17 protein-coding genes are annotated in these 22,719 nt (G+C 45.5%); 12 read left to right on the plus strand and 5 right to left on the minus strand.

Annotation, left to right across the window (positions count from 1 at the left end; translation table 11 throughout):
- Positions 1-44: 44 nt before the first annotated feature.
- A complete protein-coding gene (locus tag H8B19_RS09740) occupies positions 45-926 on the plus strand; it encodes a diguanylate cyclase (RefSeq protein WP_186506633.1) in 882 nt (293 codons plus the stop codon).
- Positions 927-936: 10 nt separating this feature from the next.
- On the opposite strand, the gene H8B19_RS09745 is transcribed toward H8B19_RS09740, so the two are convergent.
- Entirely contained in the window at positions 937-1,635 is a 699-nt protein-coding gene (locus tag H8B19_RS09745; RefSeq protein ID WP_186506634.1) for a methyltransferase domain-containing protein, read from the minus strand.
- A 121-nt stretch (positions 1,636-1,756) separates the two neighbouring features.
- Here H8B19_RS09745 and H8B19_RS09750 point away from each other — a divergent pair, with 121 nt between their 5' ends.
- A complete protein-coding gene (locus H8B19_RS09750) occupies positions 1,757-2,161 on the plus strand; it encodes an Rrf2 family transcriptional regulator (RefSeq protein ID WP_186506635.1) in 405 nt (134 codons plus the stop codon).
- Between the two features lie 5 nt (positions 2,162-2,166).
- Here the strand turns inward: H8B19_RS09750 and rlmE are convergent, their stop codons facing one another.
- Positions 2,167-2,787: a 23S rRNA (uridine(2552)-2'-O)-methyltransferase RlmE gene (gene rlmE / locus H8B19_RS09755; RefSeq protein ID WP_186506636.1), complete on the minus strand. Its 621-nt coding sequence runs from the start codon at positions 2,785-2,787 to the stop codon at positions 2,167-2,169.
- A 168-nt stretch (positions 2,788-2,955) separates the two neighbouring features.
- Here rlmE and H8B19_RS09760 point away from each other — a divergent pair, with 168 nt between their 5' ends.
- The gene (locus H8B19_RS09760; RefSeq protein ID WP_186506637.1) at positions 2,956-3,702 is read left to right on the plus strand and encodes a TrmH family RNA methyltransferase; all 747 of its coding nucleotides are present in this window, start codon (positions 2,956-2,958) and stop codon (positions 3,700-3,702) included.
- 16 nt (positions 3,703-3,718) lie between these two features.
- Here H8B19_RS09760 and H8B19_RS09765 read toward each other — a convergent pair whose 3' ends face one another.
- A complete protein-coding gene (locus tag H8B19_RS09765) occupies positions 3,719-5,245 on the minus strand; it encodes an EAL domain-containing protein (protein WP_186506638.1) in 1,527 nt (508 codons plus the stop codon).
- A 268-nt stretch (positions 5,246-5,513) separates the two neighbouring features.
- On the opposite strand from H8B19_RS09765, the gene H8B19_RS09770 reads away from it, so the two are divergent.
- Together H8B19_RS09770 and H8B19_RS09775 are read left to right on the plus strand one after the other, a co-directional pair.
- A complete protein-coding gene (locus tag H8B19_RS09770) occupies positions 5,514-5,990 on the plus strand; it encodes a CreA family protein (RefSeq protein WP_186506639.1) in 477 nt (158 codons plus the stop codon).
- 11 nt (positions 5,991-6,001) lie between these two features.
- The gene (locus H8B19_RS09775) at positions 6,002-6,865 is read left to right on the plus strand and encodes a carboxylate/amino acid/amine transporter (protein WP_186506640.1); all 864 of its coding nucleotides are present in this window, start codon (positions 6,002-6,004) and stop codon (positions 6,863-6,865) included.
- 4 nt (positions 6,866-6,869) lie between these two features.
- Here H8B19_RS09775 and H8B19_RS09780 read toward each other — a convergent pair whose 3' ends face one another.
- Positions 6,870-7,217, minus strand: coding sequence for a Fis family transcriptional regulator (locus tag H8B19_RS09780; protein ID WP_186506641.1), 348 nt, complete (start codon positions 7,215-7,217; stop codon positions 6,870-6,872).
- Between the two features lie 94 nt (positions 7,218-7,311).
- Between H8B19_RS09780 and H8B19_RS09785 the strand changes: the two genes are divergently transcribed.
- From H8B19_RS09785 to recD, 4 genes are all read left to right on the plus strand, one after another.
- The gene (locus H8B19_RS09785) at positions 7,312-7,905 is read left to right on the plus strand and encodes a hypothetical protein (RefSeq protein WP_186506642.1); all 594 of its coding nucleotides are present in this window, start codon (positions 7,312-7,314) and stop codon (positions 7,903-7,905) included.
- 126 nt (positions 7,906-8,031) lie between these two features.
- Entirely contained in the window at positions 8,032-11,304 is a 3,273-nt protein-coding gene (gene recC / locus H8B19_RS09790) for an exodeoxyribonuclease V subunit gamma (protein WP_186506643.1), read from the plus strand.
- Positions 11,301-14,885: an exodeoxyribonuclease V subunit beta gene (gene recB, locus H8B19_RS09795; protein ID WP_186506644.1), complete on the plus strand. Its 3,585-nt coding sequence runs from the start codon at positions 11,301-11,303 to the stop codon at positions 14,883-14,885. Before recC ends, recB begins: the two co-directional genes overlap by 4 nt.
- Positions 14,882-16,747, plus strand: coding sequence for an exodeoxyribonuclease V subunit alpha (gene recD, locus H8B19_RS09800; RefSeq protein WP_186506645.1), 1,866 nt, complete (start codon positions 14,882-14,884; stop codon positions 16,745-16,747). Before recB ends, recD begins: the two co-directional genes overlap by 4 nt.
- A 262-nt stretch (positions 16,748-17,009) precedes the next feature.
- Here recD and H8B19_RS19230 read toward each other — a convergent pair whose 3' ends face one another.
- Positions 17,010-18,716, minus strand: a complete 1,707-nt coding sequence (locus H8B19_RS19230) for a protein kinase domain-containing protein (RefSeq protein WP_186506646.1) — start codon at positions 18,714-18,716, stop codon at positions 17,010-17,012.
- 323 nt (positions 18,717-19,039) lie between these two features.
- Between H8B19_RS19230 and moaA the strand changes: the two genes are divergently transcribed.
- From moaA to H8B19_RS09820, 3 genes are all read left to right on the plus strand, one after another.
- Positions 19,040-20,008: a GTP 3',8-cyclase MoaA gene (gene moaA, locus H8B19_RS09810; protein WP_186506647.1), complete on the plus strand. Its 969-nt coding sequence runs from the start codon at positions 19,040-19,042 to the stop codon at positions 20,006-20,008.
- Positions 20,009-21,503: 1,495 nt separating this feature from the next.
- On the plus strand, positions 21,504-21,995 hold the full coding sequence (locus tag H8B19_RS09815) for a hypothetical protein (RefSeq protein WP_186506648.1): 492 nt from the start codon (positions 21,504-21,506) through the stop codon (positions 21,993-21,995).
- Between the two features lie 499 nt (positions 21,996-22,494).
- Positions 22,495-22,713 (plus strand): DUF3565 domain-containing protein, encoded by a 219-nt coding sequence (locus H8B19_RS09820; RefSeq protein WP_186506649.1) that lies wholly within the window; start codon positions 22,495-22,497, stop codon positions 22,711-22,713.
- The last annotated feature ends 6 nt before the right edge of the window (positions 22,714-22,719 follow it).

Genomic DNA, 22,719 nt, shown 5'->3' on the forward strand with positions numbered 1-22,719 from the left:
TATAACAACCTGTTTTACGCTTTGATTTGTTTTGTGAGGTACTGATGCAAAAGCTTCGACATCATGATCTTGAGTCGTTAGTGCAACGACTCGATCTGGCAATTGAAAATCATCGGCTGTGGGTAAGGCAATTAATGCGTATTCTGGTTTGTCAGTCGGATCATGCTGAGCTGGACAAGAGTGATGATGCACATACATGTTGTGATTTTGGTCGCTGGTATTATGGTCAGCACCCTGAGGGTCTGTTAGATAATCCTACCTTTAAGAACATTGAATTTCTTCATCATGAAATGCACCGCATTGCGTCGGGAATGTTGTATAAACAGGATACCGGACAGGGGATATCTGAAGCTGAATTTGAAACCTTTTACTCGGAATTGGATGTATTTGTCAGGGAAGTTGAAAGGCTGAAAGCACAAATGCAAAAACTATTGTATTTGAGGGACCCACTGACCGGTGCGTACAATCGTGCCACGCTCAAAGAAGAGCTCTATCTGCTGAAAGATATGTTAAGCAAACAGGTTGAAACCGCCTGTATCCTGATGCTGGATCTGGATAATTTTAAAGGTGTTAATGATCGTTATGGGCATGCAGCCGGCGATGAAGTTCTAAAAGCAGTGGCTGAGTATATTCAGGACAATTTACGTACACTGGATAAATTTTTTCGTTATGGTGGCGAAGAGTTTTTAGTTACTTTGGTGAATTCAAATTTACCCAGTGCACTGGCCACCGCCGAACGAATGCGTGAGGGATTATGCAATCTGGTTGTCGAATTTGGGAACAGTCAGATTAAGATCTCTGCATCTATTGGTGTGGCATTAATTGATGCAGAATCAGATATAAAGGAGAGTCTCGAACAAGCAGATAAAGCGCTCTATACGGCTAAGCGCAACGGAAGAAACCGTGTGGAACTTTGGTCGCAATAACGCCGAATCATCAAGCGGCTTTACATGCGTAAAAACCGTTAATCATGCCAGCCTGATAAAAATGCAAGGGAGATTCAAAACCGCAAGTTTCAATTAATTCGGCTAGTTTAACTGGTGGGATAATGGCTAATCCCTGGCGATAAGCCTGCTTAAACTTTTCTAATTCCTGTTCAGACGATAAAGAACCTGACATAACAGCAAACCAAAACCGCAATAATTGTGGATAATTTTCTGCCTGGGTATCCGCCGATAAGTCGGTGCTAACCAGTATTCCTTTTGGCAATAAACGCATAGCAATGTTGGAAAAATACTCGCGTCTGATTGTGGTGTCTGTCATAAAGTGTGAAACCAAAAAGCTGGTCGCGGCATTAAATTGCGCAGTGTCATCAAAACTATTCAGATAATCCTGATGAAAGCGGCAGCGCTCAAGAATTCCCTGCATTTGTAAGTTAGCCTGACAAACCTGATTCATGCCTGCTGAAGGCTCAACTATGGTAAATCTCCAACTATCATTTAATGCCGCGAGATTAATGATTTCGTTACCGGTGCCGGCTCCTACACACAAAATATGTGCATCATCTGGTAATTCGTTCAGTATTTGATTCAAAAACAGATATAAGGTGTCATTGATGGGACGCATTTTTTGCCATTGCTGATCATAGTGCTGCGCTTGTTGATCAAACATATTGGTGAGCGTTTTTTGATCCACGTTTTTCCTCACATATTAAAGTGTAACTATTAATGTTTCATTTTATTCTGGCATACAATTTATAACTGTAACAGTAAAAGTTACATGTTAAGCTGGGGAAGAAAATTAACCGGTGAGTAAGATGAGAAAAAACAGTCAGTTATCAAGGGTGTTGCACATACTGGTGCATCTAAATAAAAGTGATCAGCCAATTACCTCAGCGGCGTTTGCCAATATGCTGAAAACTAATGCGGTAGTGGTAAGACGTATTATGGGCATGTTGCGTAACGCTGGATACGTGCTTTCAACTAACGGCCGCAACGGTGGCTGGGTGCTGAATAAACCCTTAGATAATATTTCACTGCTGGATATTCATCAGGCACTGGGTGAAAGCACCTTGTTTAATATTGCGCTGACTGATGAGCATCAACATTGTCCGATTGAAAAATCGGTAAATAGAGAATTGCAGGATGTGCTACAGGAAGTCGAGGCACTGGTTTTGCAAAAGTTCAGTGCCATCAGTTTAGATAAAATTGCAAATCATTAAACGGGTTAACCTTTAAATCCTTTAGCGACCAAATAGACTTCGCGTGAACGCGGTCGCGATGCCGCTGGTTTACGCACTATCACTTTATTAAATGAGCTGCGAACATCCTTGACGTATTCCTCGTAACCCACGCCCTGGAAGACTTTTGCGCAAAAACTGCCGTTTGGTTTTAATACATTACGCGCCATATCCAGTGCCAGTTCTACCAGGTACATAGAAGCATACTGGTCTGTGGTATTCACCCCACTCATATTGGGTGCCATATCCGATACGACTGTATCCACTTTATTATCGCCCAGCTCTGCAAGGATCTGTTCGTACACCGCTTCGTCAGTAAAGTCACCCTGAATAAAGGTTACGCCAATAATACCGTCCATTGGTAATATGTCGGATGCGATGACGCGGCCATTATCACCAACAATTGGGGCTACAACCTGTGACCAGCCACCGGGCGCAGAACCCAAATCCATCACAATATTGCCCGGGCCAAAGAGTTTGTCTTTTTCGTTAATTTCCAGCAGCTTATAACTGGCTCGTGAACGGTAACCGTCTTGCTGAGCCTTTTTTACATAAGGGTCGTTAACGTGTTCGTCCATCCATTGTTTACTGGTTTTTGAGCGTGCCATAGTAGTTTCTGCTGCGATGATGACCAAAGGGCGCTAATTGTAAGCGTGAGTTAAATATTTGCAAATTGAATCAGGCATCAGAAGGTCGTTTTGCCTGACTTAACCAGTGCAAAACGCTACACTATGGGCCTGAAATAAGCATCACCACATAAAACGACAGCGCAATTCATGAATATCGATGACGTAAAAAAGCTACAGCACAAAAAATATCGTACCCAGTTTGGCCATTATCTGGTGGAAGGTGAGCATCTGGTGCTTGAATTGGTCAAAGCCGCTAAATCGCAGCCTGCGCTAAAAGGCATCAGCCTGTATGTTACCGACGACTATGTGCCATTGGCTGAAAGCTTTGATTGCGGTTTTGAGCTGACGGTGCTGAACAAAAAGCAAATGTCACACATTAGTGATACCAAAACACCGCAAGGCATCATTGCCTGCGTACCCTTGCCCGATTTGAATGTTAACCAGGCCAGTGTTAAACAGAACCAACGCTGTATTTATTTGCACGAGGTACAAGATCCGGGCAACCTCGGTACCATTTTACGCACACTCGCCTGGTTTGGTGGCTTTCGTTTGTTGCTCAGCCCCAACAGCGTAGATCCCTTTAATCCTAAAGTGGTGCGTTCCAGTATGGGCGCGATTTTCCATGTGCCATTGGAGCTGGATGTGGAACTTGAACAGTTGCAACAACGCTTTAAGCAATTTGCCTATCTGGATATGCAGGGGGATATGGTTAACAGTCCATCTTTTGCCGGTTATGACTGTTATTTATTTGGTAACGAAGCGCGTGGTGTACCCTCTGAATCGCTTACGGCCTTTAACGCTCAACCTTATACCATCGCCGGCAGTGGCGTGATTGATTCTTTAAATTTAGCCAGTGCGGTTAATATTTGTGTATACCAGTTAGCCATCCAGTAAAAGACAATTCAAATAGTTAAACCATGGGACGTATCGTCACTGATGAGGCGGGGCGAATATTGTCCAGACTCACATAACCCTGAGAAATGAATTGCTGTAACTGTTCTATGCTCATGGGTTTAGCATAATGCCAGCCTTGCCCGAGCGCATCGCGGCAATGGTTTAATACATAATCAGCCTGCTGCTGTGTTTCTATTCCTTCAAACACTGTGCTTACTTTCAAGTCATCAAGTAAGGTAAAAATGGCATCCAGCGTATTGCTATGGGTGCTGTGGGGACTACCAATCATATGAGTGAAGCTTCGGTCTACCTTTATTTCTGAGGCTTTTATTTTACTTAACCAGGAAAGGTTGGCGTAGCCTGTACCAAAATCATCCAGAGAAATTCGATAACCACGCGATACAAATCTGTCAACCGATTGCTCTATCTGTTCAAAGCCCGATGCGGATGTTTCGGTAATTTCAAAGATTAATTGTTCGGCATTAAATTCATGGTTTTGTCGTTGGAAATCAATGAAATTTAACAGCATGGGATCGCTCAAATCTGCCATGCTCAAATTGAGGTTGAGGCTTAGATGAGAGGATTGTCTTAACAAATCACCGGCCAGTCCTATGGCTTTTTCAATCACGACCCGGGTTAATGTTGGCATCAAACCATTTTCTTCAGCAAAGTTAACAAACACATCAGGCGGCACCTGACCAAATTTATGATGGTGCCAGCGAGCCAGCGCCTCCATTCCTACTACCCGGCCAGTTTTTAGCTGGACCTTAGGTTGAAACACCACATATATTTCTTTACGTCTTAATGCGCGTTTAAGCGCTTTGCGCATCGAATTCCGATGATTATTCAAAGAGATGAGTGTTATATAAATTAAAACGCTAAGTACCAGTGAAATGAGACAAATCACCAGTAAAAATGTGTGATCTTTACCCAATAAACCAGGTTTGCTGTTGTAAACCGTAATACAAACTCCACTACCCGTTGTGCCACATTTTTGATGAACCAGCCGATTAAATGATGACTGACTATTTTTAATAATGTCTTCAGGGTCAATGGGACCAAAGGCATTGGGTATATACCCATCGTTGGTGCTTATAATAAAACCTGTTCCCAGTTCTTCAGGAGAAATACTTGAATACGCATTAGGAGCAACCAACATCAGGATTTTGTTGTTGGCGATCATGTTAACGTCAAGAGTACCCTGAAGTGCATCTTTGGTATTGCGCCAGTGGTAAAATCCGGATTTTTGCCAGCTTTTAGTTGGCACGGGAAGCGGGATTGGCGAGGCTAGTTTCCCCCAGCTGGCACTACATATAATTTGTTTATCCTGTAATCTGGCAATATCTGTCAATTCGGAATGGGTCCATAAATATTGCCGCATTAATTTGAGTTCGGCGTCTGAACAAATTGAATGTTGTGCTTTATTGATTTCGCTAAACAAATTGGACAGTGTACTGTAAACCTCAGATGTGGTTTGAGTTACTGCTTGTTGATAAGCCTCGAGACGTTCATTATCTGAGTGTAATACCAGCAGGAGTGACACAAAAAATGTGCAGAAGAATCCAATCAGTAAACTGAGAAAAACAAAACGAAATGGGATTGATGCCAAAGAAGATTTCAATCGATTACACTCACTTAACTGCCATAACTACATAAGTGGAGAGGGCGAAAAGATAACGCTCTCACAATCAGTTTGAGAACTTTATAATGACTATTATTGATAACAGATTCAATTTATTTATCTGACAGGGCTGATGCCCTGCCTATTTCTCTTACAATTTCACCATAGTTATAAATTGCGGATGTAATAAATGTTTAAATGGATAGTGATAATACTGGCAAGTCTGCTTGCGCTGGGCGGATGTGATAACAACGAGGTGGGTGATGTATCACTCGGTTTATTTACCACCAAAGACATTAAAATTGATACTTTGACTGACCCAATAGTTACCGGCGTAACCTGTCATGTGGCCAGCATTGAAGATAACCTGAGTTTATCCGATCCCTCTGACAGTTCGATTGCCTGCCGCCAGACCGGTGAAATTACCGCAGCGATGCTCAGCAGAATTGACCATTCCAAATCCGGTGAAGTGATCTTTGCTAAATCAAAAAGCGTATTATTTAAAAACATGAAGATCCGCCGCATTCTGGATGAACAAACTCAGACGCTGATGTATGTGTCTTACTCCACCAAAGAAACTTCCGGCAGTTTTAAACACAGCTTATCGACTGTGCCATTGTGGGGCACAAAAGCCTATAAATCACCAGCGACTAAAGCCGCAAACTAACAGGAATTAATGTGCAGTATCTGATTGTTATTACCCTGTTGTGGGCCTTTTCATTTAGTTTGATTGGTGAGTTTTTGGCAGGCCGGGTGGATGCCTGGTTCTCGGTATTAATGCGCATCGCACTGGCCTTGTTAGTGTTTTTACCTTTTATGCGCTTGCGCAGCACGCCAAAACCTTTGGCATTGAAATTAATGGGCATTGGCGCGGTGCAGCTTGGCATGATGTACGGCTTTTATTATCAGTCTTTTTTGCATCTGAGTGTGCCGGAAGTGTTGTTGTTTACCGTGATGACACCTATTTACGTTAGCCTGCTAAACGATGCATTTGATTTAAAATTCCACGCTAAATATTTATTAGCTGCTGTTATTGCCACACTGGGTGCGGTGGCGATTCGCTTTAATGGTATCAGCAGTGATTTCCTGTTGGGTTTACTGATGGTGCAATGTGCCAACCTGTGTTTTGCTTTTGGTCAGGTGGCTTATAAACGTTTGATGCAACATCAGTCATTACCGCAACAACAGGTGTTTGGCTGGTTTTTTGTTGGTGCTTTACTGGTTGCTATCACCACCTGGTTGTTATGGGGTAATCCAGCTAAATTGCCACAAACCAGCACCCAGTGGGGCATTTTAATTTATCTTGGTTTAATCGCTTCGGGCTTGGGCTATTTTGGTTGGAACAAGGGCGCAACACTGGTGAATGTTGGTGCCCTGGCGGTGATGAATAACCTGCTGATCCCAGCTGGTATAGTGGTCAATTTACTGATTTGGAACCGTGATGCTGATGTACTGAGATTATCAATTGGGGCTGCGCTTATCTTGATGGCGCTGCTGCTTAATCAGTATTTAGATAAGTCGCGCAAGCCTGCAACTGATTAATCGCTTAGTGAGGTTGCAGGCGCTTTTTCCAGTTGCCTGCATGTTCGGCAATGCAACGTTCTTCACTATCAAAAAACACATTGTGGCGTGGTTGTTTCAGTACCACGCCAATTTTCAACATCTGTTTGTGAATATCTTTAATCAGTGCCTGATCAAGTTTTTGTTGTCTGGCATCAACAATTTGCTGCTCTGTCTCAAACACACAAGTTACGACTAAACTCGCAGGAAAATTATCAAACTTAGCGCTGTGGGTAAGCCAGCTAAAACCGGGTGTGGTGGTTTTGGCATTTTCACAGGCAATGGTCAGCGCTTTGATAATGTTGTTTTCGAGTTTCTTAATGGTGCTTTTCATTTGTTTACACTTTTTTGATATCGGTCGCGAATTTTGCCGTTAGCACAGTGTCATACTCAAGTCGTTTTTAGCGAAAAGTAAAAGGAATTCTGGTTTGGCCTTATTAAAATCTCTGTTTGTTATCCTAAGTATTTTGACTGTTAGTGCTTGTAGCAGCATTCCGTTACGTACTTTATATCATATGAGCCAGATTGATCCGTTGGATGTTAATGCGCGGGATGTACGCATTGCGGTACGCGCAGATCAGGCGATTCGTGTTCAGCAAGGCAATGTGCAGTTTAAACTTTATTTTGCCGCCAAAGATGGCAGTTTATACATCGATGATACTTATCTGGTGCAAGTGATGCCGCAAACAGTGCCTGATAGCGACCTGAAAGATGGTGCTAAATCGGGCGAAGTCATTACCCTGCTGAGTTTATCGGAAAACGACGCCATGCAAATGCAGCGCAGCCAGCAACTTATCGCACAGGCACTGGATAAAGATTCAAAAGGCGAAGGACGTATTACTGTAGATATTACCGGAGCATGTATTGTCGGTAAGCAAGTACCTGCTAACCACGTAGTCGATTTATTTTTATTGATTGATCCGGATGTAGGTTATCTCTCCCTTATAGAGGATTTGGACTTAAACAGCGATATTGCTGGCGAATCCAATAACCTTAATCAATGGACGCAATGTGCGGACTAATACAAGTCAAATTTAATCATGCAAACAAGGGCTAAGCTGGTAGTATAAAGCGGTGTAAAAGATCATAAAAAGCAGTGGCTTGGCAGGTTTGTTTTTGGCCAAATTACACTGCGGCAAGGAGCGTCATTGCTAACCGTTTATCCCTCTAACAAACTCGAACTGCATGTTGATGTGCTGCTGGCGCTGGCGAAAAATGTGCGTCAGTCACCGCTGGCACCGGTTACCATTTTGGTTGAGAACAAAGCCATGCAGCACTGGCTGCAAATGGAAATGGCCAAACGTGCCGGCATTGCCATGCAGTTTGAATTCAAAATGCCCTCAGCCTTTATCTGGCAAATTGCACGTAAATTAATGCCGGATGTTCCCACCGAGTCCACCTTTGGGCGCGAAGTACTGCGCTGGCGCATTGATGAGTTGTTTCAGGATGAGGCGTTTTTACAGCAGCCTTTGTTTGCCGAAGCGGGATTACAAACCTTGTGGCAAAAAGGTGGCTCTCAAGCCGAGATGCTGCGTTTTCAAATGGCATCGGATTTAGCCGATTTATTTGAACAGTACCTGATGTTCCGTCCGTTGGAATTAACCGAGTGGAGTCAGCAATCCCCAAGCAGCTGGCAAGCGTTAGTGTGGAAAACTTTAGTTGAGCAAGACAGCCAAACGCCACTTAAAGTACAGCAAACCTTGCTGGAAATACTGCAAAACAGCGACTTGCCAGATAACCTGATTATGTTTGGCATTAACCATATGCCGCCGCAAACCCTTGGGTTGTTTAAGCAATTGGCCGAGCGCATTAATATCCATCTGTTTCATTTAAACCCTTGTTTTGAATACTGGGGGGATGTGGTTACCGATAAAATTCGTGTGCGCCGTCAACTGGTGGCCGAGCAACAAGGCGAAGCCAGCAATCCGCTGCTGGCGAATTTAGGTCAGCAGGGTAAGGACTTTTTTAATCGTTTGCTGGAAGGCGGCCATAACGAAATCAGCATCGCAGATGATCATATTCAGCCGGGCGATGCGCCTAATGTGCTTAAACAAATACAACAGGATATTCTGGAACTGCGTGATGCCAGAAAAAATGCGCAAATTCAGTTAGATCAAAGCATTCATCTGGTGTCCTGCCACAGCGCGTTACGTGAAGTGCAGGTATTGCACGACTGGTTGTTACATCAGTTTAATCAGGATGCCAGCCTGCAACCGCGTGATGTGCTGATTTTATGCCCTGGAGTGGAAGATTACGCGCCTTATGTGTTGTCGGTTTTTCGCCATCCCTATTTACCCGATACCAGCGACAGTCCACGTTTGCCCTGTTCGGTGGCTGACCGTGCGCCGCTGGATGCCGAGCCGCTGGTGGCGGCCTTTATGGATTTATTATCGCTGCCCGACAGCCGTTTTGCGGTATCTAAAATTATCAGTTACCTCAAATTACCGGCGATTGCGCAGCGTTTTGCCATTGATGAAAAAGAGGTGGATACCTTATGCAACTGGCTGGTGGAAGCCTGCGTGCATTGGGGCTTGGATCAACAACAAGTGCAGCGCTTTTTGCCTGAGCAAGACGGCGGCAATAATATCGACGAGCGTTTTACCTGGCACTGGGGATTACAACGTTTATTAACCGGCTTTATGCGTGCCGATCACGAGCATCTTGTTACTACCGCCAACGGCAAAATGCATGTATTGCCGATTGTCGAAGGCAGTAACGGTGTATTGCTGGGGCGGTTAATGCAGTTACTCGAAAACCTCAGTTTATACAGCCGTCAGTTACAACAGCCACGCACGGCTGAGCAGTGGCAGTCATTTTTGCTCAGCATGAAAGAGCAGTTTTTTGCGCCGCTGGAGCAAAGTGAAGATGCCGATGAAATCATTACCGAGGTGATAAACGGCCTGCATAAACAACACCAATTAGCCAAATCGAATACAAAATTGCCGCTGCCGATTATCCGCCACGCGTTACATAAACGTTTTACTCAGGCCGATAACTACAACCAGTTTTTAACCGGCGCGGTGACCTTTTCTTCCATGGTACCTATGCGCAGTATTCCGTTTAAACTGGTGGCGATTTTAGGCATGAATGACGGCCAGTTTCCGCGCCAAAGTCAGCCGAATAGTTTTGATGTGCTCGATTTAGGCAGCCGCGCAGGGGATAGATCACGGCGTAATGACGATAGATATTTATTCTTAGAATCGCTTCTGTCGGCGCGCGATAAGTTGTATTTAAGTTTTGTTGGGCGTGATATTAAAAATAACGCCGAGCGCCAGCCCTCTCTTGTGTTGCAGGAACTGTTTGATTATTTACGCAGTGGTTATGGCTGGTTGCAAGCGCCAGAGACTGAAACCAACGGCCAGCTCAATCAGCAAGCGTTGCATCCCTTTAGCCGTGATAATTTTATTCCACCCGAAGCCGGGTTTGATCAGGGCTGGTTGCGTCAGGCTGAGCCATCGGATGATGCGCGCGATAATCTTCAGCTTAATCAAATAGAGCCTTTGCCGCTGCCAGACGACATTCTCTCCATCAATAAACTGGTGCGGGTGCTGGATAATCCGCTGGCATTTTTTGCCCGTGAACGGCTTAAATTGTGGTTAGGTGATGATGAAAATGAACTGCAGGATAGCGAGCCATTCACTATTAATAAACTGGATGAAACCCAGTTAAAACAAGCGTTAATCAGCGATGCTCTATATCAACAACAGGATGCACCGCAGTATATCGAGCAGCAGCTATTATCCGGGCGTATTCCACGTGAGCAATTTAGCCAGCAGAACCTGATGGAATTACAGCAGGGGATTGGCGATTTTGCAGAGATAATAGAGCCGAGCGTGAGTGGCTGCGAAAAATGTTATGAGCAAATCGAGCTGCAAGTAAATGGCCAGCCGGTGACACTGGAAGCCGAGTTGTATCTTAACCGCGAGCAGCAAAAAGTGGTTTACTGGCGCGCTGCTAATCGTAAAGCTAAAGACGATGTAAGAATGTGGTTGCAGCTACTGGTTGCTATTGTGGCTCACAATAAAGTGTTTAGTGCAGAAGCCTGGTGTGATGATGCCAAATCGCCGTTGTTAATTGATCCTGTGGTGAGTGTTGATGATGCCAAACAGTATTTGATTAGTTTGCTTAAATACTGGCAAACACTCAGTGCCAAACCCTTGCCTGTTTATAGCCAGTTAGCCAGCGCCGTGTTTAATGGCAATGATAATCCTGAGCAAACAAGCGCGGCTGAGCTGCAAAGCAAATGGTTTAGCGAATGTTTAAACGACAGAGTTCCCCTTGATCGTAATGGCTATTTCAACTGGTTTTATCCGCAAGTGCCTGAATTAAATGATGAACTGTTACAGCACTTTAAAGCGCTGTATGCACCTTTGTATCGGCTGTTAAAACGTGGCAAAGCAGCACGTAAGGGGGCCAAATGAGTCATCAGGAGTTATTAAAACCGCTTGATGTGCAGGGCCTGCCACTGCAAGGCCGCCATATTATTGAAGCCAGCGCCGGTACCGGTAAAACCTTTAATATCACCAAGTTGTATTTACGTTTATTGCTGGAAAAACAGTTAGAAGTACAACAGATTCTGGTGGTGACCTTTACCAAAGCGGCTACCGAAGAATTACGTGGGCGTATCGCCGCGGAAATTCGTGATGTATTAACTGCCAAGCGCGGCGAATTTGAGCTTAATAAAACCGAGCCCGATCAAAGCCTGCAACAGCAAATATTGCTGTTAGAAAAAGCGCTGCTGCATATGGATGAAGCGGCGGTGTCTACCATTCATGGTTTTTGTAAACTGGCGCTGCAATCCCAGCCCTATTTAAATGGCATTCCACCCAATGCCGAGCTGGAAGCCGATTGTTCCGATTTGCTGATCGATAGCATTGCCGACTGGTTACGCGCCTTATCGGCATCGCAACTGGCGCTGCTAAAAGTTAAAGATCCTGACAAGTTTTACAGCACTTACCGCGATGCGATTGATAATCTAATCCCGATTCTGGCTCCGTTGGATGAAACACAAATAGCGGCTAAACAAGCCGCCTATAAACAGCAGTTGTTGCAGTACCTATTGCCTTTAACAAATGAAATTGAGCAGGTTCTGGTAAACGATGCTGCAGCGAATCAACGAAAAAAACGTGCTGCCGAGTGGCAAAGAATTTCAGAATTTTTGAATGATGACATGGCTTTGGATAATGAAATACTGGAAATCTTGTGTGGTTTCTTTAGACAAAGTCGAAAGTTTAGTTCTGATGATCAACAAGCGTTAAACAAGGTCACGCCTTTATTTGATAAACAATCGGGTATCGAGGCCTTGATGGGAAAGGTCTATTCATTAAGAAAGCAGCTTGATGACTCACCTGCCTATCAGCTTCTATGTGATGGCATTGAGCATATCCGCAACGAATACGCCAAACGTAAACTGGATGCCGGGCGTTTGGATATTAACGATTTGGTCAGTCTGCTCAGTCAAAAGTTACAACAACCCGATGCCAAACCGTTAATTGAAGCACTGGCAGCGCAATATCCGGTGGCGCTGGTGGATGAATTTCAGGACACCGATGCCGAGCAGTTTGGCATTTTTAATGCGCTGTATCCCGGGGGCAATCCCGCACAAGCGCTGTTTATGATAGGTGACCCCAAACAGGCGATTTACCGTTTTCGTGGCGGTGATATTTTTACCTATCTGGCCGCACGTGAATCGGCTGACTATCGCTGGGTAATGGATACCAACTGGCGTTCCAGCGCCCAAATGATTACTGCCTATAACGCACTGTTTTTAGCCAGTGGCGAACAGCAGGTATTTGGTCAGGGCATTGATTATGCAGCGGTCAATTTCCCGCCTGCGGATAAACAAAAAAGCCCGGCCAGCAATGTGCTGGATGCTAATTCAAACATGCAGGCGCTGAATTTTATTGTTGATATTGCCGGGCCTGAACAGGAAGGTAAAAAGCTCTCTGCTGCCGATAAAGATACTGCGCGCCAGAATGTGGTGAATGGCATGGTGGCCGAAATTGCGCATTTGCTGAATGAGGTACAACTTAAACATCAGCCGGTGCAGGCGCGGGATATCGCAGTACTGGTGCCCAACGCCAAGCTAGCCAATATCGTTAAAGAGGCGCTGGCCGGGCGTAATATCAACAGCGTGTATTTAAGTGATCGCCAGTCGGTATACAAAAGTGATGAAGCCAACGAACTGTTGCTGGTGATGGAAGGGCTGCTTAATCCCAATAGTGACGGCAAGCTGGTATCGGCCTTATCCACCCGTTTAATGGGTGGTAATGCCCAGCAGTTGTTTGAATTGCAGCAGGCCGAGAACGATGCGCTGTGGCAATTTAAACGTGATGAAATGGCTGAGCTGCGTCATCAGTGGGATGTGCAGGGCTTTTTACCCACCATGATGACCCTATTACATCGTTATTTTATCCCCGATGCCCATCGCCATGAACGCAGTTTAACTAACATACTGCATTTGCTGGAGTTACTGCAAAAAGCCTCGCAGCAGTTCCGTTATCCGGCACAGTTGCACAACTGGTTTGTGCAACAAAAACAGTTAGATAAAGGCGGCGATAGCCACGAACAGCGGCTGGAAAGTGAAGCCAATCTGATTCGTCTGGTAACCTTGCACGGCTCCAAAGGTCTGGAATACCCCTTTGTATTTGTGCCCTTTACTACCGAAATTTCCGACCCAACCAAAGCGGGCAACAGCGCCAAAGCGTGTCTTAAATATTACGATCATCAGCAGCAGGCCAATCGCCTCAGTCTGCAATACGATGATGAGATAGTGCGTCTGGTCAAACAGGAAGATGCCGCCGAACGTGCACGTTTGTTGTATGTGGCAGTTACCCGCGCCGAATACCGTTGTTATTTAGGGGTTAGCCAGTTTGATGATGAACAACATGCCACGCCGTTGGGTTTGCTGTTGAATTTGCAAGCGGGCAGCACCCTGGTCAGCCGTTTAGAGCAATTAACCGCGCAACATGCCGATATGCATTTGCAGTTTGCCGATGAACTGATGCAGTTATTACCGGCAAATGATCTCCCAATACAACAAGCGTTGCCTGAGTTAGCGTTAAGTGAATTCACACGTAAGCTGCAAGATAAGTGGCGCATTAGCTCGTTCTCCGGGTTAACCCGCGTGAGTCAGGCGATGCGTCTGGATAAAAAAGAGCGCACCGACACTGAAGCTGTGCCTGTGATTGTGCAGCCGGCACCGGATTTTTCGCAACTGCCGCTGCGTTTTACGCTGGCTAAAGGTGCGCATGCTGGTAACTTGCTGCACGACTCGTTAGAGCATCTGGATTTTAGTTCACGCGATATTGAGCACTGGCAGCAGGCATTGAAGCAGCCGATGGCCGATTTTGCTGATGAGCAGTTACAAGCCGAACAGTTAATTGACTGGCTACAACAAGCTTTAGCCGCACCATTACCGGCTTTACATCCCGAACAAACTGAATTGCGTTTACAGGATTTATCCCGAAGCCAGACCTGCCGTGAAAGTGAATTTTATTTTAGCGTGAGCGCGCCGCAGGCTGCTGCCTTAGGTGAGTTTTTGGCCGGGTTCAGGCAAAGCAAACATCAGCATAACCCCTTACCGTTACCCGATGAGCTCAGCGGCATGATGCACGGTTTTATCGATTTAATTTTTGAGCATCAGGGGCGCTATTTTGTGGCGGATTACAAATCCACCCATTTAGGTTTTGCTCTAAGTGATTATCACCATCAGGCGATTGAACAGGATATGCAGGCGCATTTTTATGATTTGCAGTACCTGATTTATTTGGTCGCTCTGCATCGTCATCTTGAGCAATGTTTGCCGGATTATGATCCACAGCAGCATTTGGGCGGCGTGTATTACCTGTATTTACGTGGCATGCATTCCCAGGGCCGTGAAGGCATTTATGCACGTTATATCGAGCCAGACTGGATTGCACAGCTGGATGCGCTTTTACGTGGAAACAATACTGGAAGCCACGTAAGTGCTAGCGGAGTAATGGCAGGAGCGGATTTATGATATATGCCTCAAGCTCACAATGCATGAAAGACTTAGCCGCAGTGGAAGCGATTGATTATTTCACTGCCAGCCGTTTAATGGATGAATTGCAGTGCACTGATAATGCCTTGTTATTTCATTGTTTTATCGCACTGAGTTTTAGTTTACGCAGCGGCAGCAGTTGTATTGAGCTGGATAAATTAGCTAATCAAATCCTGTGGCTGGACGAAGGTAAAAAAGGTTATCAGTTTGCCGATTACGCCGGGATAGAGGCTGCTTTTAGTGGTTTGGCAATCAGCGAAACCGATAATGCCAGCATAGTGAAAATCGGTAATTTGCTGTATCTGCGCCGTTACTGGCTGTTTGAACAACAGGTGGCGGATAATTTGCGCCAGCGAATGTTAGTGTCGGCAGATAGCGAATTTGCACTTAGCGATGAACAGCAACAACGTGCCCGGCACACACTGGCGAATTTGTTTGCTGACAGCATGGATGCCGCACAGCCGGATTATCAGGCGGTGGCGGTGGCCAATGCGCTAAACCGCCCCTTGTCGGTTATCACCGGTGGGCCGGGCACAGGTAAAACCTATACGCTGTGCCGGTTATTGCTAAGTCTACAGGCGGTGTTAGGTGAACAGATAAATATAAAACTGGCGGCACCAACCGGTAAAGCCGCGCAGCGCATGAAAGAATCGATTGCCCAGAACCTGGCAAAGCTCAAGGTTAACACTGAGGTTGGTGCTCACTTAGCGATAGAGTCAATGACGCTGCATCGATTACTTGGCATCAGCCGTGATCCCGTTTCCCCGCGTTATCATCAGGACAACAAAATCCGTTGCGATGTATTGGTGGTCGATGAAGTCTCGATGCTGGATTTAGCCATGCTGGCGCGGTTATTACGTGCGCTGCCGGATCATTGCCGTTTGATACTGTTAGGGGATGCCGAGCAATTACCCTCGGTGGAAGTGGGGCAGTTGATGAAAGACCTGTGCCCGTTGCCACATCAGGGGTACAGCCAGACTGCGTTACAGCAAATTCAGCAATTATTACCACAAGCCAGCTGGACGAATCAGCTAACACAACAAAGCGAAAGCAAAACCGATTATTTAACGGTGCTGGATAAAACCCATCGTCAGCTGGATTCCGATTCGCCTTACAATATTAGCGCTCTGGCGAACCTGGTGATTGCGGGCAATAGCCGCGATAGCTGGGCGCTGCTAACCGATAGCGTCCAGGCGCAGGGCGATATGTTTTCCAGCCCACAACTGACATTAAATAACACCGCGCAAACGGTTGATGATGAGAGTTTAATTCGTGAATTAAGCCAGCGCTATTACGCCGCGATTGCCAAGGCAGCAAATATTGAAGCTGCGTTTAAGGCACTGAATCGTTTCCGCATTCTGGTGCCCACCCGGGTTGGGCAAAGCGGGGTGGAGGGGCTTAATCAGTTAATTGAACAACAGTTGGGTTATGCCACGCTGGGTAAGTGGTATCGCGGACGGCCAATTATGGTCACCGAGAACGATTATACCAATGGTTTGTTTAACGGGGATGTCGGGCTGGTGTGGCCGGCGCAAAACGGCCAGTTAGTGGCGTATTTCGAAACCCTGGATGGCATAAAAAACGTGCCGCTTAGTCGTTTACCAGCAATAGAAACTGTGTACGCGATGACAATTCATAAAACCCAGGGCTCGGAGTTTGAGCGTGTGGCCTTGTTGTTACCACAACAAAACAATCGGGTGCTGAGTAAAGAACTGCTGTACACCGCGATTACCCGTGCCAGTGAACATTTATATGTGCTGGCCGATGAAAATCGCTGGTTGCAGGCTTTTGATAACCCCAGCCAGCGATATTCAGGCTTAAGTCGTTTATTGTTTGCTTAGGGTCTGTTGGTCTTTGTTGTATGAATTTTGTTCTAACTAAACGCTTTTTAATCGCGGCGCTTATTTGCAGGCCTAATGGATTAAGTCAAAAATAAGCAACAAAGAGTAAATAGTGTTTAGGACGAACCCTTCGGGCAACGTTTGCGCGGCATTTCTACTGCTTCAGCACTCATTCATGTAGAACAACTACACCACAATCGTGCTTCATGGTTTAAATACCGCGCAACTCGTTGCAAAAGTATACAGCAAAGACCAACAGACCCTAGACGATAAACTGGATAAGGTTGGCGGCCAGTAATACGCCGCTAACCAGTTTCCAGAACAACAGCGGATTGCGTTCAATCAGTGGTGCGTCCTGCGCCGCTTCAATCATGCTTTGGTTAGGTTTAAGCAGGTCGGTTTCGAATTCGGAAAACGCCTGATAGCGGTTTTCCGGTTGTGGCTGCAACGCTTTTTTCAGGGTCAGATTTACCCAGGGTGGCAATTCATTGCGGTGTTTACCCAGTGACTCGTAATCCCATTTGGTATAACTATGGGGCACGGAGGACTGACGTGAAATAGCAGGGTAAGGCATTGCACCGCTTAGCATTTCATAACAAATCACCGCCAGTGAAAAAATATCCGACTGATGTGAGCTTTGATGCTCAAGCACATATTCAGGCGATACATAAGTTAAATTGCTGCCATCAAAATTGCTGGGCTGTGGTTGATCCTCATCCAGTCCGGCGACATACACAGAACCAAAATCAATTAACTTCACCTGATTCTGGGTACTGATCATGATGTTTTCAGGACGCAGATCACGATGAACCATATCAAGGCGCTGCAATGCGCGCAGTGCCGCCACAATTTGTTTGATGATGACTCGCACCTGATCCAGTGACGGTTTAGGGTTGTCCACCATCCATTGACGCAACGTCTGGCCTTCAATGTATTCACAGACATGGTATAAAAATGCGGTTTTTTCCGGGCGGTGATGAATGCGCATTACATTCGGGTGATTGACCCGCTGACCAATCCAGGATTCATGGGCAAATCCGCGCAGGTAATCTTTATCGCTGGCATATTGCTGGGTTGGTGCCTTCAGGCCATATATTTTGCCATCCTGCTCATTAACTACCTTGTACAAACAACTGCGTTGTCCCTGAAATACGGTTTGCAGAATGCGATAGCCTTCGAGCTTCATGCCTATTTCCAACGCTGGCGGCACCGCTAAACGCTGGATTTGCAGGTAATTTTCGTTAATACCGTAGGAGGGCAGTTGTTTCACCCGTACGATTAAGCAGGTGATATTGTCCGGGCTGCCTAGCTCAATGGCATGTTCCACCACAGATTTAGCCAGTAATTCCAGATCATCTGTACCATCTGCGATCAGACTGGCAATCTGGCGATCACCCAGCACATCGTGCACCCCGTCAGAGGTGAAAATAAATAAATCTTCGGGTTGTAAATCAACTAAACGGTAATCCACATCCAAATGTGGATCGATGCCCACAGCGCGGGTAAGGTAACTAATATCACCCTGAAAATGTTTATGGTCGCGGGTTAGTTGTTCAATATTGCCGTCCTGAAACCGGTAAATACGGCTGTCACCCACATGGAATAAATGGGCACTGGCCGATTTAAACACCGCGCCACTAAAGGTGGTGACCATATCACTTTGTTGATCAAACTGGGTGCTACGATGGCCCAGACACCATAAATTCAAACCGCGTAATACACGCAAAGCAGCGCGTTTAACCGACCAGCTTTCGGGTGTAGCCAGATAATCATCAACGAAATTGGTCACGCAAGTGACGGAGGCCAGCTGCGCCTGACGACAAGTACTGGCACCGTCGGCTACTACCGCAATGGCACCTTTGGTATCGAGCAAATCAGATTCGGGTTGCAGCGCAGCAAAGGCATCCTGATTTTCAGCCCGTTTACCTGCTGTGGTGTAACCTCCGAATTGTAATTCTAACTTATCCACTCAATGTACCTTATGATCTGGCCTACCCTGCCCACGGGCGATTTTACGACTGGGCGATGCAAAATAATATAAGCAATTGGTTATTCATGTGAGGCTGGAACGACCATCTTATTATTATTGTTATCTCGATCCGCAACTGTGGTTGGTTTCGTGACAGGAAATCTCTACACTAGTCCGACAGCGGAAATACAGCTTAATTCAGTTTATTTTAACCGTTTTCACCCTTAAAGGTGAATAGATGGCGGATATACACCGGTCTTTACTGTTATGTATATCAATACCTTAGCCAGTCAGTTTATGGCAATACTCGATAATGGATGCAAATGTTAGAAGATAAATTCGGGCGACGTTTTCACTATCTGCGATTATCGATCACCGATGTATGCAACTTCCGGTGCCAGTATTGTCTGCCTGATGGATACCAGTGCAACAGTTCACGTGAATTCCTCACGCTGGATGAAATCAAACAAATTACTCATGCCTTTGCTGCGCTGGGCACCAGTAAAATCCGTATTACCGGCGGTGAACCTGCGCTGCGTAAAGACCTGCCTCAAATCATACAACAATGTGCCAATACACCCGGTATTGAACAGGTGGCGATTACCACCAACGGTTACAAGTTAAAGCAGGATTTACCCGCCTGGCTGGATGCGGGCATTAGTGCAATCAATGTGAGTGTGGATAGCCTCGATCCGCGTCAGTTCGATAACATCACTGGTTTTGGCCGCTTGCAGCATATTTTAGATGGCATCGAAATGGCGATTGAAGCGGGCATCAAAGTGAAATTAAATGCCGTGATGCTGAAACAATTTAATGCTGATCAACTGCAACCTTTTTTAAACTGGATCCAGTCGCGAAATGTGACGCTACGCTTAATCGAGCTGATGCAAACCGGTGATAACCAGTTGTTTTTTAAACAAAACCATATCAGTGGCTTACCCATCAAACAGCAACTGCTGGAAAGTGGCTGGAGCCAGATTATCCGTAATAAAACCGCAGGTCCCGCGCAGGAATTTCACCACCCCGATTATCAGGGCAAAATCGGCCTGATTATGCCGTACAGCAAAGACTTCTGCGCCAGCTGTAACCGCCTGCGTATTTCGGCCACCGGTAAATTGCATTTATGTTTGTTTGCCGAACAAGGACTGGATTTACGTGAACTGATGCAAGAGGGAAAACAGCATGCACTGCAGGATGAGTTAGTGGCCTTGTTAGGTAATAAACAAGCTACCCATTGGCTGGATAAAGGGTTTACGGGTGCCACCAGTAATTTAGCCATGCTTGGTGGTTGATAACCACCAAACAACATTGTTGTTTTGAAAAGCCAAGCTTTCAGCTTGGCTTTTTTGTTTTTGGGTTAAATTGTTGGGATTGGCGTTATTGCTGTCGCAGCTGACTCAACATTTTGAATATCTGAAACATTGCATATTTCACGTCCCTGAAGGGCATGAAAACATCATGGATGATTGAATTGCTTTATCGAAAATACTGAGTTATTGCTGCGCAACTAACCTTTTGTCATAAAAGTTAACTTTGGGCGTCGCGCCGGCGACAGCGGCTTAGGGAATTGTGCTGCCGCAATTCCCTAAGAACCCAACGGCACCCCGCACTGTGTCTGCTCAATTTCAAATTCAGGCAAACTGCCACCGTCGCAAATCCACATCCCTTCTGCTGCGACTGACTCGGCATCCCTGCCTCGTCTGGCAATTTTCTAATCTGAATTTTAAATTGGCCACAGTGAATGGGGGGATTAAGTCAGCCGATGCCTGACTAGAAAAACCTAAGCTTCAAGTTATTGCCGCGACAGCGGCCAAACGGAGTTTGGCTAACTGCGACTCTGACTTTTAGACAAAATCCAACTGGCTTTCGAATGGCTAAACAGGAATTTTAGCCAAGGCCAATGCTTTGCATGGATTGCTGCCTTTGGCCGTTTCGAAATAAAGACAGTTTGTTTTTGGCGGTAAAAAAGTCGGTGGAGTGAAAGACCTTTCGCCTATTTGGGTCTGTCCAAATAGGCTCGCGCCCGCGGGACGGGCGTGAAAACATCAGGGATGATTGAAATGTTTTACCGAAGATACTGAGTTAATGCTGCGCAACTAACCTTTTGTCATAAAAGTTAAGTTTGGGCGTCGCGCCGGCGACGACGGCTTAGGGAATTGTGCTGCCGCAATTCCCTAAGAACCCAACGGCACCCCGCACTGTGGCTGTTCAATTTTCAATTCAGGCAAACTGCCACCATCGCAAATCCACATCCCTTCTGTTGCGACTGACTCGGCATCCCTGCCTCGTCTGGCAGTTCGCTTGTCTGAATTTTAAATTGGCCACAGTGATGGGGAAATAAGTCAGCCGTTGGCTGACAAGGGGGGACTTTCGATATTTTCAACATTAAATATATTTGAATGGCTAACTCTCTAATTGGTAAAGCTTTTATTAATCTGATACTAATAAGTCAAAGGATAAAAACGAGACAGGTTGCGGTAGAAAAACGACCCAATCGCTCACTATTAAATTGTTATGTGAAACCAGATCACAACCATGGCTAGGCAAAAGAATTTATATACAAATGACAAGTGGTTTGATTTCTCCCGACGAGTACAAGATCGGGACGGCGGGAAATGCTTAAAATGCCATAGGTCACCACCTAATGTAACTCTTCAAGTGCATCATGAGATATATGTTCCTAATAAGCAGCCATGGGAGTACGCGTTAAGTGATTGCACTACGTTGTGCAAAGGATGTCATGCACGTGAACATGGCCACGTGGAACCAAACAGCGGCTGGTTTCTTATGTCCATAGATGATTTAGGCGGGCTAGATGGCACATGTGAGAGAGAAGGCTGTGGTAAAGAAATACGGTATGAGCATCTAACTTATCATCCAGATTGGGGTTATAAGAAAGTTGGTAGCACTTGCATTGAACACTTGACCCAAAAAGATAAAAAACTAAGCGGTAAGGTTTTGGCGTGTTATCGCAATATCAGTAATTTTGTTCATAGCTCGGATTGGTATCAAGGTAAAACGCAAAAAGGTAAATCTTATATTGGTGCAACGCATAGCTATGACTTAATAAGAATTTATGGCGAAGAGCGCAGGTATGCCTTCCAAGTTGCACTAAAAGAAAAGGGCCGAAATTACTATCACTACAAAGACATAGTGCGTGTGCCCGGAAAAACACTTGAAGAGGTCAAAGAGCTGGCGTATATCGCGTTAAAAGGCGTTACTACAAAAGATATCGAAGAAAAGGCTATGCTTAGAAATCTGTATAAAAGTATCAGGTAAATCACATAACAAGTAAAGCCAGCGGATGCTACGCACCGCTGCTTTAAACCTTACAAACATTGAATAATTAACCTCAAATTCGGATTTAATTTATTAGTAATTCTCAAAAGCCAAGCAACCGCTTGGCTTTGTCGTTTTCAGCGACTCCAATTTGCCTTGTGCAGGTGAAACTTGTTCGAACGGGAAAACAGGACGTTTTCCCGAGGCGCGTGTTTTGCACGGATAGCTGCCTCGCGCCGGTTCGATTAAACAAGTGACACCGTAACAAGATCAGTAAATTGGCGGAGTACAGGATTCTTTAGCCCCTTTCTTATCCCTAAGAAAGGGGCTCGCCCCGCAAGGAAGCGGGGAGAAAAAAGCTAGGGATAGCAACGTTTGTTGCTAGTGCTTGGCGCTATTGTTTTGCACTAACATCTTGTTATAAAAGTTGAAATCAGACCTTGGCAGGTTCACTCTTGCCAATAAGTTTCTAACTGCAGAAAACCGAGTATTTGCATCAATGTTCCAACCCATCTGTGGTTACCACAAAGACGATGAAAACCATTGGGTCGCACAGCTCTCTTGTGGTCACTTCCAACATATTCGTCACAATCCGCCCTGGACGAATCGCCCCTGGACACAAACCGAACAAGGGCGGTTAGGAATGCTTGGGCATGAGTTGAATTGTCTTAAATGTGATAATGGTGAGCCAAAAGATCAGTTAGTTTTACCAAGCTAAATAAAA

Source organism: Neptunicella marina (assembly GCF_014270035.1).
GTDB classification, from domain to species: domain Bacteria; phylum Pseudomonadota; class Gammaproteobacteria; order Enterobacterales; family Alteromonadaceae; genus Neptunicella; species Neptunicella marina.